Source organism: Pseudomonas sp. WS 5021, assembly GCF_012985535.1.
Taxonomy (GTDB): Bacteria; Pseudomonadota; Gammaproteobacteria; order Pseudomonadales; family Pseudomonadaceae; genus Aquipseudomonas.
In genome coordinates this window covers 733,513-746,455 of the sequence record NZ_JAAQWP010000003.1, presented here as the reverse complement: position 1 = coordinate 746,455, position 12,943 = coordinate 733,513, and the positions used below count along the sequence as shown (strand labels likewise).

10 protein-coding genes are annotated in these 12,943 nt (G+C 59.9%); all 10 read left to right on the top strand.

Annotated features, from left to right (window positions below; all coding sequences use genetic code 11):
* The first annotated feature begins 128 nt into the window (after positions 1-128).
* The 10 genes from HBO19_RS13385 (at position 129) to HBO19_RS13340 (ending at position 12,899) form a co-directional block, all read left to right on the top strand.
* Positions 129-2,915 (top strand): LPS-assembly protein LptD, encoded by a 2,787-nt coding sequence (locus tag HBO19_RS13385; RefSeq protein WP_170057649.1) that lies wholly within the window; start codon positions 129-131, stop codon positions 2,913-2,915.
* Complete coding sequence (locus tag HBO19_RS13380) at positions 2,896-4,230, top strand: peptidylprolyl isomerase (RefSeq protein ID WP_170057648.1); 1,335 nt, start codon at positions 2,896-2,898, stop codon at positions 4,228-4,230. Before HBO19_RS13385 ends, HBO19_RS13380 begins: the two co-directional genes overlap by 20 nt.
* On the top strand, positions 4,227-5,216 hold the full coding sequence (pdxA, locus tag HBO19_RS13375) for a 4-hydroxythreonine-4-phosphate dehydrogenase PdxA (protein ID WP_170057647.1): 990 nt from the start codon (positions 4,227-4,229) through the stop codon (positions 5,214-5,216). Before HBO19_RS13380 ends, pdxA begins: the two co-directional genes overlap by 4 nt.
* Entirely contained in the window at positions 5,213-6,025 is an 813-nt protein-coding gene (gene rsmA / locus HBO19_RS13370) for a 16S rRNA (adenine(1518)-N(6)/adenine(1519)-N(6))-dimethyltransferase RsmA (protein WP_169953812.1), read from the top strand. The genes pdxA and rsmA overlap by 4 nt, the downstream gene beginning before the upstream one ends.
* Before the next feature lie 131 nt (positions 6,026-6,156).
* The gene (apaG, locus tag HBO19_RS13365; RefSeq protein WP_076962233.1) at positions 6,157-6,537 is read left to right on the top strand and encodes a Co2+/Mg2+ efflux protein ApaG; all 381 of its coding nucleotides are present in this window, start codon (positions 6,157-6,159) and stop codon (positions 6,535-6,537) included.
* Positions 6,537-7,388 carry a symmetrical bis(5'-nucleosyl)-tetraphosphatase gene (locus HBO19_RS13360; protein ID WP_169953811.1) on the top strand — a complete coding sequence of 284 codons (852 nt, stop codon included), beginning with the start codon at positions 6,537-6,539 and terminating at the stop codon, positions 7,386-7,388. The genes apaG and HBO19_RS13360 overlap by 1 nt, the downstream gene beginning before the upstream one ends.
* A 32-nt stretch (positions 7,389-7,420) precedes the next feature.
* Entirely contained in the window at positions 7,421-7,750 is a 330-nt protein-coding gene (gene glpE, locus HBO19_RS13355; protein ID WP_169953808.1) for a thiosulfate sulfurtransferase GlpE, read from the top strand.
* Between the two features lie 282 nt (positions 7,751-8,032).
* The gene (locus HBO19_RS13350; RefSeq protein ID WP_017739508.1) at positions 8,033-9,955 is read left to right on the top strand and encodes a PrkA family serine protein kinase; all 1,923 of its coding nucleotides are present in this window, start codon (positions 8,033-8,035) and stop codon (positions 9,953-9,955) included.
* 113 nt (positions 9,956-10,068) lie between these two features.
* A complete protein-coding gene (locus tag HBO19_RS13345; RefSeq protein WP_169953806.1) occupies positions 10,069-11,340 on the top strand; it encodes a YeaH/YhbH family protein in 1,272 nt (423 codons plus the stop codon).
* Entirely contained in the window at positions 11,337-12,899 is a 1,563-nt protein-coding gene (locus HBO19_RS13340; RefSeq protein WP_169953804.1) for a SpoVR family protein, read from the top strand. The genes HBO19_RS13345 and HBO19_RS13340 overlap by 4 nt, the downstream gene beginning before the upstream one ends.
* Positions 12,900-12,943: the final 44 nt, after the last annotated feature.

The following is a 12,943-nucleotide window of genomic DNA, read 5'->3' as shown; positions in this document are numbered from 1 at the left end:
CAAGGGTCTCCGACGGCGCTAGCCGTCAAGCGGGTCATGCTTTATTATCACGCATCTTTTTCAGACCATCGAGAGGCGTGCGGCCCACACCGCGGGCAGATGGCACGCAGGAAGCCCGGACTAATAAGATGGCATTGAAATCCCCCGCGTTTCGTAGAAAATTTCCGTTGCTGGTAACCGGCAGTCTGCTGGCCATGCAACCTTTCGCCACCTCATTCGTGGTCGCCGCGGAACAGTATGACTGCTCAGTCTCTGCTTCGGGTGCCTGGGATTGCGCGCCAAAAGCCAGCGCAGCCCCTTTGCCACCGCGTCCGGTGCATGACGGCAGTGCCGTCAGCTCGGCCAACGGCACGCCGCAAGGCGAAGCTGGCGGTGCCGAAGCCGTGCCGCAGACCAAGCTGGTCACCGAATCCAAGGGCCGTGGCCTGCGCTCGCGTAGCGCCGACTACAGCCACCTGGACTGGGTCCCTCGCGAGAAACTCACCGCCGCGCAACTGGCCGAAACCGGTCCTTATTGCGCCGGTGCGTACATCGAGCCGATCCGTCCTGGCATGAACGACAAGACGGACAAGAGCGACGCGCCGACCTTCATCGGTGCCAAGGCCTCTCGTTACGAGCAGGAAACCCAAGTCGCGACCCTGGCCGGTGACGTGGTCATGCGCCAGGGCAGCATGCAGGTCGAGGCCGACGAGGCCAGCCTGTACCAGGCCGAGAACCGTGGCGAGCTGAACGGCAAGGTGCGTCTGCGCGACAATGGCGCGCTGATCGTCGGCGACCACGCCCAGGTCCAGCTGGACACGGGTGCGGCCCAGATCGACAACGCCGAATACGTGATGCACAAATCGCGCATCCGCGGTAACGCGCTGTACGCCAAGCGTGCCGAAAACGCGATCATCCGCCTCAAGGATGGTACCTACACCACCTGCGAGCCGGACAGCAACGCCTGGCAACTGCGCGGCAACAACATCACGTTGAACCCGGCCACCGGCTTCGGTACGGCGACCAACGCGACGTTGCGGGTCAAGAACATCCCGATCCTGTACACCCCGTACATCTACTTCCCGATTGACGATCGTCGTCAGTCCGGCTTCCTGCCGCCGAGCTTCAGCTCGGGTGGGGAAAGTGGCTTTACGCTGGTGACACCGTACTACTTCAACCTGGCGCCGAACTACGATGCCACGCTGTACCCGCAATACATGACCAAGCGCGGCATGTTGATGGAAGGCGAATTCCGCTACCTCACCAAGTCCAGCGAAGGTCAGTTCGGCGGCGCGTACCTGAACGATGACAGCGACGAGCGGAAGAAACAGAGCGACTACAACAAAACCCGCTATATGCTCAATTGGCAGCATAAGGGTGGGTTGGATTCGCGGCTGTTGACTCAGATCGACTACACCAAGATCAGCGATCCGTTCTACTTCCAGGATCTGAAGTCCAATCAGATTGGCGTTGAGTCTCGTGAGTTCGTCAACCAGCAAGGTGCTGCCAGCTATCGCGGCGATACCTATACCGCTCAGTTGAATTTGCAAGCCTACGAGCTGGCGACGATCTCCCAGATCACTCCGTACAACCGGTTGCCGCAGTTAACCATCAATGGTGCACTGCCTTACCGTCCTGGTGGGCTGTACTTTGCTTATGACGCCGAGGCTGTCCGGTTTGATCGGGATTTGAGGACTGGCAATATCTTCAATAAAGATGGAGGCCCGCTCCCCAACGGCGAACCCCGTCTGGACACCTACGTGAGAGGCCTGACCCGTGCAAACGGCACGCGCTTGAACGCAGCACCAAGCGTATCGTTGCCGATGACCTCGAGTTACGGTTTCATCACGCCAAAGCTCAAGTACGCCTACACCAAATACGATCTTGATCTCGACGGCGCCGGCAAACAGCAAATGATTGACGCGGGCCAGAAATTCAAGAGCTCGCAAGATCGCTCCATTCCAATCGCCAGTGTCGATAGCGGGCTATTTTTCGACCGCAGCACCCAGTGGTTCGGCAAGGATTACACTCAAACCCTGGAACCGCGCCTGTTCTATCTCTATGTTCCAGAGAAAGACCAGTCCGATATCCCGGTATTCGATAGCAGCGAAACCACGTTCAACTACAACTCGCTGTTCCGCGACAACCGTTTCTCGGGCACTGACCGGATCGGCGACGAAAACAAGCTGTCCCTGGGCGTGACCAGCCGCTGGATCGAAGAAAACGGCTTTGAGCGCCAGCGTGTGGCCATCGGCCAGGCGCTGTACTTCAAGGACCGCGAGGTTCAACTGCCTGGCATCGTAGCCGCCGACCGTGCCGACTCGCAGTCGGACGTCTCGCCAATTGCCCTGGACTACGAGTTCCGCTTCAACCGCGACTGGCGCGCTACTGCCGACTACAACTGGGACACTGAAAACCACACTCCTCGTTCCGGCAGCGCGATGTTCCACTATCAGCCAGAAGACAACCCGAACAAGGTTATCAACGTTGGCTACCGCTATCGCAACGACCAGGTCGTCTACAACCAGCTGACCGGCAAATGGCAGTTTGGCGGCGATTACGGCACCGAAGGGCAGCCAGGTTTCGAGAAGGATTACTACAAAATCCAGCAACACGACTTCTCGATGATGTGGCCGATCGTTCCGCAGTGGAACCTGATCACCCGCTGGCAGTATGACTACGCACGCAACCGTACCCTGGAAGCCTTTGGTGGTTTCGAGTACGACAACTGCTGCTGGAAACTGCGCGTGATCAACCGTTATTGGGTTTCCAACGACGAATACACCCAGATCGCCCCGCAGAACGAAAAAGGCGACCACGGGCTCTTCCTCCAAATCGTCCTCAAAGGACTCGGCGGCCTGACTGGCGCCAAGGTAGAGAGCTTCCTCGACAAAGGCATCCAAGGTTATCGTGAACGTGAAGATCAAGCTTTCTGATTGTCTGCGCCCGCTGATGCTGGGCGCGCTGTTCCTGGGTACTGCAGCGGCACACGCTGCAGTGCAACCGTTGGACAAGGTAGTGGCCATCGTCGATAACGACGTGATCATGCAGAGCCAACTCGACCAACGGGTCAAGGAAGTTCAGCAAACCATCGCCAAGCGTGGCGGTGGCGTGCCACCGACCAGCGTCCTGGACCAGCAGGTGCTGGAACGCCTGATCGTCGAAAACCTGCAATTGCAGATTGGCGACCGTTCCGGCATCCGTATCACCGACGAAGAGCTGAACCAGGCCGTCGGCACCATCGCTCAACGTAACAACATGAGCATTGATCAGTTCCGCGCGGCCCTGGCCCATGACGGTTTGTCCTATGAGGACGCCCGTGACCAGATCCGCCGCGAAATGATCATCAGCCGTGTGCGCCAGCGCCGTGTGGCCGAACGCGTGCAGGTATCAGAGCAGGAAGTGAAGAACTTCCTGGCCTCGGACCTGGGCAAGATGCAGCTCTCCGAAGAACTGCACCTGGCCAATATCCTGATCCCGACGCCAGACAGCGCCAACGCCGAGCAGCTCAACGCCGCAGCGGCCAAGACCCAGGCGATCTATGACCGTCTCAAGGCCGGTGCTGACTTTGCGCAGATGGCCATTGCCCAGTCCGGCAGCGACAACGCCCTCGAAGGCGGTGATATGGGCTGGCGTAAAGCCGCTCAACTGCCACCACCGTTTGACCGCGAGTTGAGCGCCATGGAAGTGGGCGGCATCACCCAACCTGCGCGCACCCCTGGCGGCTTCATCATTCTGAAGTTGCTGGAGCGTCGCGGCGGTGAGGCTTCGTTGAAGGACGAAGTGCATGTCCGTCACATCCTGGTCAAGCCAAGTGAAATCCGCACCGAGGCTCAAACCAAGGAGCTGGCGCAAAAGATCTATGAGCGCATCGAAGGCGGTGAAGACTTCGCCACCCTGGCCAAAAGCTTCTCGGAAGACCCGGGTTCTGCCCTCAACGGCGGCGACCTGAGCTGGATCGACCCACGAGCCCTGGTGCCCGAGTTCCAGCAAGTCATGAACGATACGCCGCAAGGCGTGCTGTCCAAGCCGTTCAAGACCCAATATGGCTGGCACGTCCTGGAAGTCCTTGGCCGCCGCGCCACCGACAACACCACCCAGGCCCGTGAGCAGCAAGCACTGACCGTACTGCGTAACCGCAAATACGACGAAGAGCTGCAAACCTGGCTGCGTCAGATCCGTGACGAAGCCTACGTGGAAAACAAGCTCCCTGGCGCCGACACAACAGGCACCGACCAGGCAGCCCAGTGAAACCCCAGCGTTTCGCGTTGACACCCGGCGAGCCGGCCGGCATAGGTCCAGACCTGTGCCTGCTGCTCGCCGCGCAAGCCCAGCCTCATCCCCTGATTGCCATTACCAGCCGTGACCTGCTCCTTGAGCGGGCCGCGCAACTGGGCGTGGCTGTCGACTTGTTGCCCGTTTCGCCGGGCAACTGGCCCGACCAACCGGCCCCCGCGGGCAGCCTGTACGTGTGGGACACCCCGCTGCATGCCAAGGTAGTCGCCGGGCAGCTGGACAAGGCCAACGCCGCCTTCGTCCTGGAGACCCTGACCCGCGCCGGACAAGGCTGCATCGACGGTGACTTCGCCGGGATGATCACGGCGCCGGTGCATAAAGGCGTGATCAACGAAGCCGGTATCGCCTTTTCCGGCCATACCGAGTTCCTTGCCGAGCTGACCCACACCGAACAGGTGGTGATGATGCTGGCAACCCGTGGCCTGCGCGTGGCACTGGTGACCACTCACCTGCCCTTGCGCCAGATTGCCGATGCCATCACGCCAGAGCGCCTGGAACGCGTCACGCGCATCCTGCACGCTGACCTGCAACAGAAATTCGGCATCGCCCAGCCGCGAATCCTCGTGTGCGGCCTCAACCCCCACGCGGGTGAAGGCGGCCACCTGGGCCATGAAGAAATCGACATCATCGAACCCACACTAGAGCGTCTGCGCCAAGAAGGCATGGACCTGCGTGGCCCATTGCCCGCCGACACTCTGTTTACCCCCAAATATCTGGAGCACTGCGATGCAGTGCTGGCGATGTACCATGACCAGGGGCTGCCCGTGCTGAAATACAAAGGTTTCGGCGCCGCAGTCAACGTGACCCTGGGCCTGCCGATCATCCGCACCTCCGTCGACCATGGCACCGCCCTGGACCTGGCGGGCAGCGGCAAGATCGATACCGGCAGCCTGCACGTGGCCCTGGAAACCGCCTATCAGATGGCCGAGACCCGTATATGACCGAGCATTACCAACACCGGGCGCGCAAGCGCTTCGGGCAAAACTTCCTGCACGATGCCGGCGTTATCGACCGCATCCTGCGCTCCATCCATGCCAAGCCCGAAGACCGCCTGCTGGAAATCGGCCCGGGCCAGGGCGCGCTGACCCAGGGCCTGCTCAATAGCGGTGGCCAACTGGATGTGGTTGAGTTGGACAAGGACCTGATCCCGATCCTCAACCAGCAATTCGCCGGCATGCCCAACTTCAACCTGCACCAGGGCGATGCGCTGAAGTTCGACTTCACCAGTCTCAATGCCGCGCCCAACAGCCTGCGTGTGGTTGGCAACCTGCCTTACAACATCTCCACGCCGCTGATCTTTCACCTGCTGAACAACGCAGGGATCATCCGCGACATGCATTTCATGTTGCAGAAGGAAGTGGTCGAGCGCCTGGCGGCCGGCCCTGGCGGCGGCGATTGGGGTCGCCTGTCGATCATGGTCCAGTACCACTGCCGGGTCGAGCACCTGTTCAATGTGGGTCCGGGCGCGTTCAACCCGCCGCCAAAAGTTGACTCGGCCATTGTGCGCCTGGTGCCACACGCGGTTCTTCCGCACCCGGCCAAGGATCATCGCCTGCTGGAACGAGTGGTACGCGAAGCCTTCAACCAGCGTCGCAAGACCCTGCGCAATACACTCAAGGCATTGCTGAGCAACGCCGAGATCGAAGCCGCCGGTGTCGACGGCAGCCTGCGCCCGGAGCAGTTGGACCTCGCCGCGTTTGTACGCCTGGCGGACCAGCTAGCGATTCAGCCTGCACCCGCTGCCGACTGACCCATCGCCGGCAAGCCGGTTCCTACAAGGGTGGACATCAGGTCATACAGCATGTCTGGCCTAGTGCCCACCTCATGGCCTAGACTGATCCGCATCTGCTGTCCTCCGCTTTTGCTCTTAAGGCCTCTTGCATGTCCGATCCTCGCTATCAGATCGACGTCAGCGTCGTCACCCGCTTCCTGGCGGAACAATCCCAACCCGAACAGAACCGCTTTGCCTTTGCGTACACCGTCACGGTGAAGAACAACGGCCAAGTGCCCGCCAAGCTGCTGTCGCGTCACTGGGTGATCACCGACGGTGACGGCCATGTCGAGGAAGTGCGCGGTGCCGGCGTCATCGGCCAACAGCCCCTGATCGACAGCGGCGCCAGCCATACCTACAGCAGCGGCACCGTGATGACCTCCAAGGTCGGCACGATGCAAGGCAGCTACCAGATGCTTGCCGAAGACGGCAAACACTTCGACGCCATCATTGCTCCCTTCCGCCTGGCGGTGCCCGGAGCCCTGCACTGATGGCAACCTATGCTGTCGGCGACCTGCAAGGCTGCCTGGAGCCGCTCAAATGCCTGCTTGATCGCGTAGCCTTCGACCCGGCCAAGGATCGCCTGTGGCTGGTGGGTGACCTGGTCAACCGCGGCCCGCAATCCCTGGAGACCCTGCGCTTTCTTTATGGCCTGCGCGACTCCCTGGTCTGCGTGCTGGGCAACCACGACCTGCATCTGCTGGCGGCCGGCAATAACATCGAGCGTCTGAAAAAAGGCGACACCCTGCGGGAAATCCTCGAAGCCCCGGATCGCGCCGAATTGCTCGACTGGCTGCGCCGACAACCGCTCTTGCACTACGACGAGGGGCGCAATACCGCCTTGGTACATGCTGGCATTGCGCCGCAGTGGACCCTGAAAAAGGCCCTCAAGTGTGCCGCCGAGGTCGAAACCGTCCTGGCCGATGACACCCTGTTCGCCACTTATCTGGACGGCATGTACGGCAATGAGCCAGTGAAGTGGGATAACGATCTGACCGGCGTCGCCCGCCTGCGGGTCATTACCAACTACTTCACGCGCATGCGCTTCTGCACCGCCGAAGGCAAACTCGACCTCAAGAGCAAGGAAGGCGCCGACACCGCCTTGCCCGGCTACAAACCCTGGTTCGCCCACAAGGAGCGCAAGACCCGCGACACGAAGATCATCTTCGGGCACTGGGCCGCCCTCGAAGGTCACTGCGACGAACCCGGCGTATTCGCCCTCGACACCGGTTGCGTGTGGGGCGGGGCCATGACCCTGATGAACATCGACACCGGCGAGCGCCTGAGCTGCCAGTGTGAATCTCCCCTTCCCGTAACACTGCCCGCTGCCGCCAAGCGCTAGACGCCGCTTGCCGCACGCCCAAGGAGCCCGCCATGAGCGAATTCAAACGTATCCCTCCCGAACAAGCCCAGGCCCTGCGCGAGCAAGGCGCCGTAGTGGTGGATATCCGGGATCCCCAGACCTACGCCCTGAACCACATCAAGGGCGCACGGCATCTGGACAATCACAATATCGCCGACTTCATCCGCGCCGCCGACCTCGACGCACCCGTGATCGTGGCCTGCTATCACGGCAACTCCAGCCAGAGCGCGGCGGCCTACTTGGTCAGCCAGGGCTTCTCCGATGTCTACAGCCTGGACGGCGGCTTTGAGCTGTGGCGTACGACGTATCCTGCGGAAATTGCCACAGGCGATTCGCAATAATTTTTTTAAACCCCGCTACCCCGCGTGACGCTTGGGCTCGCGCCGTTTCTGACGAACGGTGCGCCCAAACTAATTAGGCATCTCGCCTTGACCTCCCGGATTCCCAACTATCATTAAGCGCAGGCCATCCAAAACAGGGGAGAGCCGGTACACCGGCGTGCGGGTCATCGGTAGCGTTTCAGGGTGTTCTGGGGGGAAATGGCCACGGCAAGCGCCACTGGCTGCCAGCATCGACTGATTGATCCGGCGTCGGCTCCACGTATCGAGCGAGGTGACGACGTCATGAGTATTTTTAGCCACTTCCAACAACGCTTCGAGTCCACACAGCAGGAAGAGCTCACGCTGCAAGAGTATCTCGAGCTGTGCAAAAAGGACCGCAGTACCTACGCGTCTGCCGCCGAGCGCCTGCTACTGGCGATTGGTGAGCCGGAGCTGGTAGACACCTCCAATAATTCGCGACTATCGCGAATATTCTCCAACAAGGTCATCCGCCGCTACCCGGCCTTTGAAGACTTCCATGGCATGGAAGAATGCATCGACCAGATCGTCTCCTACTTCCGCCATGCCGCCCAGGGCCTGGAAGAGAAGAAACAGATCCTCTACCTGCTCGGCCCTGTGGGCGGCGGTAAATCCTCCCTGGCCGAAAAACTCAAGCAACTGATCGAAAAGGTGCCTTTCTACGCGATCAAGGGTTCCCCGGTATTCGAGTCGCCCCTGGGCCTGTTCAACGCCACGGAAGATGGCGCGATCCTCGAAGAAGACTTCGGCATTCCACGGCGCTATCTCAACACCATCATGTCGCCCTGGGCCACCAAGCGCCTGGCCGAGTTCGGCGGTGATATCAGCCAGTTCCGGGTGGTGAAGCTCTATCCATCTATTCTCAACCAGATCGGCGTCGCCAAGACCGAACCGGGGGATGAGAACAACCAGGATATTTCGGCGCTGGTGGGCAAGGTCGATATTCGCAAGCTGGAGGAGTTCCCGCAGAACGACGCGGACGCCTATAGCTACTCGGGCGCACTGTGCCGGGCCAACCAGGGCCTGATGGAGTTCGTGGAGATGTTCAAGGCGCCGATCAAGGTGCTGCACCCACTGCTCACCGCGACCCAGGAAGGCAACTACAACAGTACAGAAGGCCTGGGCGCGATTCCGTTTACCGGCATCCTGCTGGCCCACTCCAACGAATCGGAATGGCACACCTTCCGCAATAACAAGAACAACGAAGCCTTCATCGACCGGATCTATATCGTCAAGGTGCCGTACTGCCTGCGGGTCAGCGATGAAATCAAGATCTACGACAAGCTGCTGTTCAACAGCTCCCTGGCCAAGGCCCATTGCGCACCCGACACCCTGAAGATGCTCGCCCAGTTCACCGTGCTGTCGCGCCTCAAGGAGCCGGAAAACTCGAATATCTATTCGAAAATGCGCGTCTACGACGGGGAAAACCTCAAGGACACCGATCCCAAGGCCAAGTCGATCCAGGAATACCGCGACACGGCAGGCGTCGATGAGGGCATGAACGGGCTGTCGACGCGCTTCGCCTTCAAGATCCTGTCCAAGGTCTTCAACTTCGACCCCCACGAGATCGCCGCCAACCCGGTGCACCTGCTCTATGTCCTGGAGCAACAGATCGAACAAGAGCAGTTCCAGGCTGAAACCCGCGAGCGCTACCTGCGTTTCCTCAAGGAGTACCTGGCGCCGCGCTATATCGAGTTCATCGGCAAGGAAATCCAGACCGCCTACCTGGAGTCCTACAGCGAATACGGCCAGAACATCTTCGACCGCTATGTGCTGTACGCAGACTTCTGGATCCAGGACCAGGAATACCGCGACCCGGAAACCGGCGAGATCCTCAATCGCGTAGCCCTCAACGAAGAACTGGAGAAGATCGAGAAACCGGCCGGCATCAGCAATCCGAAGGATTTCCGCAACGAAATCGTCAACTTCGTGTTGCGCGCCCGGGCCAACAACAATGGCAAGAACCCTACCTGGCTCAGCTACGAGAAGCTGCGGGTGGTCATCGAGAAGAAAATGTTCTCCAACACCGAGGATCTGCTGCCGGTCATCAGCTTCAACGCCAAGGCCAGCAAGGAGGATCAGCAAAAACACAACGACTTCGTCACACGAATGGTCGAGCGCGGCTACACCGACAAACAGGTACGGCTGCTCTCCGAGTGGTACCTGCGGGTTCGCAAATCGCAGTAAGGCAGCGACAGGCGTGCGCTGCCGGGCCTCTGGCCTGGCAGCTGACCGCTTGTCTCTAAGCTTCCAGCTCGCGGCTTGAAGCTTGTAACGTGAAGCTGCCCGGAGGGCTCCCTATGAGCTATGTGATCGACCGACGCCTCAATGGCAAGAACAAGAGCACGGTAAACCGCCAGCGTTTCCTGCGGCGTTACCGTGACCACATCAAAAAGGCCGTCGAAGAGGCGGTGAGTCGCCGCTCCATTACCGATATGGAGCACGGCGAGCAGATCAGCATTCCCGGACGGGATATCGATGAACCGGTGCTACATCACGGCCGCGGCGGCAAACAGACCGTGGTTCATCCGGGAAACAAGGAATTCACCTCCGGCGAACACATCCAGCGTCCTCAAGGCGGTGGCGGCGGCAAAGGCCCAGGCAAGGCCGGCAACTCCGGCGAAGGCATGGATGAGTTCGTATTCCAGATTACCCAGGAGGAGTTCCTCGAATTCATGTTCGAGGACCTGGAGCTGCCCAACCTGGTCAAACGCAACCTGACCGGCACCGACACCTTCAAGACCGTACGCGCCGGCATCAGCAACGAGGGCAACCCCTCGCGCATCAATATCATCCGTACCCTGCGTTCAGCCCATGCCCGGCGTATCGCCCTATCTGGCAGCAGCCGCGCCAAACTCAAGGAGGCCAAGGAAGAACTGGCGCGATTGAAGCGCGAAGAGCCAGACAATTTCGGCGATATCCAGGAAATCGAAGCAGAAATCGAGAAACTCAGTGCGCGCATTCACCGCGTGCCGTTTCTCGACACCTTCGACTTGAAATACAACCTGCTGGTCAAGCAACCCAACCCCAGCTCCAAGGCAGTGATGTTCTGCCTGATGGACGTTTCCGGCTCCATGACCCAGGCGACCAAGGACATCGCCAAGCGCTTCTTTATCCTGCTGTACCTGTTTCTCAAGCGTAACTACGACAAGATCGACGTGGTGTTTATCCGCCATCACACCAGTGCCCGCGAGGTCGACGAAGAAGAGTTTTTCTATTCGAGGGAGACCGGCGGCACCATCGTGTCCAGCGCGCTGAAACTGATGCAGGAAATCATGGCCGAGCGTTATCCGGCCAACGAATGGAACATCTACGCGGCCCAGGCTTCCGATGGCGACAACTGGAACGACGACTCGCCCATCTGCCGCGACATCCTGATCAACCAGATCATGCCGTTCGTGCAGTACTACACTTATGTGGAGATTACCCCCCGCGAGCACCAGGCCCTGTGGTTTGAATACGAGCGCATCGGTGAAGCCTTCGCCGACACCTTCGCCCAGCAACAACTGGTCTCGGCCGGCGATATCTATCCGGTCTTCCGTGAACTCTTCCAGCGCAGGTTAGTGACATGACCGCCAAAGAGCATAAGCGCCAACCCATTTCCACGGGGTCCGAATGGACCTTCGAACTGATCCAGGCCTATGACCGGGAAATCAGCCGTATTGCGGCCGGATATGCCCTGGATACCTATCCCAACCAGATCGAAGTGATCACCGCCGAGCAAATGATGGATGCGTATGCCTCGGTGGGCATGCCCCTGGGCTACCACCATTGGTCCTACGGCAAGCACTTCCTCAGCACGGAGAAGTCCTACACCCGTGGCCAGATGGGGCTGGCCTATGAAATAGTGATCAACTCCGACCCGTGCATTGCCTACCTGATGGAAGAAAACACCATCTGTATGCAGGCCCTGGTGGTGGCCCACGCGTGCTATGGCCACAACAGCTTTTTCAAGGGCAACTATCTGTTCCGCACCTGGACCGACGCCAGTTCGATCATCGATTACCTGGTGTTCGCCAAGCAGTACATCATGCAGTGCGAGGAGCGCCACGGGATCGATGCGGTGGAAGACCTGCTCGACTCCTGCCATGCCTTGATGAACTACGGGGTAGACCGCTACAAGCGCCCCTATCCGATTTCCGCCGAGGAGGAACGGTTACGGCAGAAGGACCGGGAAGAGCATCTGCAAAAGCAGATCAACGACCTGTGGCGCACCATCCCCAAACGCGCCGACAAGAATAGCGACAAGGACAATGCGCGCTTCCCCGTCGAGCCCCAGGAAAACATCCTGTACTTCCTGGAAAAACACGCCCCGCTGCTGGAGCCATGGCAACGGGAGATCGTGCGGATCGTGCGCAAGATCGCCCAGTACTTTTATCCACAGCGCCAGACCCAGGTGATGAACGAAGGCTGGGCAACGTTCTGGCACTACACCCTGATGAACGACCTTTACGACGAAGGCCTGGTGACCGACGGCTTCATGATGGAGTTCCTCACCTCACATACCAGCGTGGTCTTCCAGCCAGGCTTCGACAGCCCCTACTACAGCGGCATCAACCCCTATGCCCTGGGCTTCGCCATGTACCGGGATATCCGGCGCATGTGCGAACACCCCACTGAGGAAGATCGCCGCTGGTTCCCGGAGATCGCCGGCAGTGACTGGCTATCGACCATCAAGTTCGCCATGAGCAGCTTCAAGGACGAGAGCTTCATCCTGCAGTACCTGTCACCCCAGGTGATTCGTGACCTCAAGCTGTTCAGCATTCTGGACGACGACCTCAAGGACGACCTGCTGGTACCTGCCATCCACGATGAAGCCGGCTACCGCACCATCCGCGAGACCCTAGCGGCCCAATACAACCTGGGCAACCGCGAGCCCAACGTGCAGATCTACAGCATCGATATGCGCGGTGATCGCTCCCTGACCCTGCGCCACCAGCAACACGACCGCAAACCCCTGGGAGAATCCACGGACGAAGTGCTCAAGCATCTGCACCGGCTATGGGGCTTCGATATCCACCTGGAGACCCTGCAAGGCGATCAGGTCATGAAGACCCATCACGTGCCGCCGCGCAACGAACATAACGACAACGATTACGGCCGCCTGGACCTGGCCGTGGTTCACCTTTGACGCAGCAATGCCTCCATTGGCCGGCCGCAGGCGTTATCCTGTAG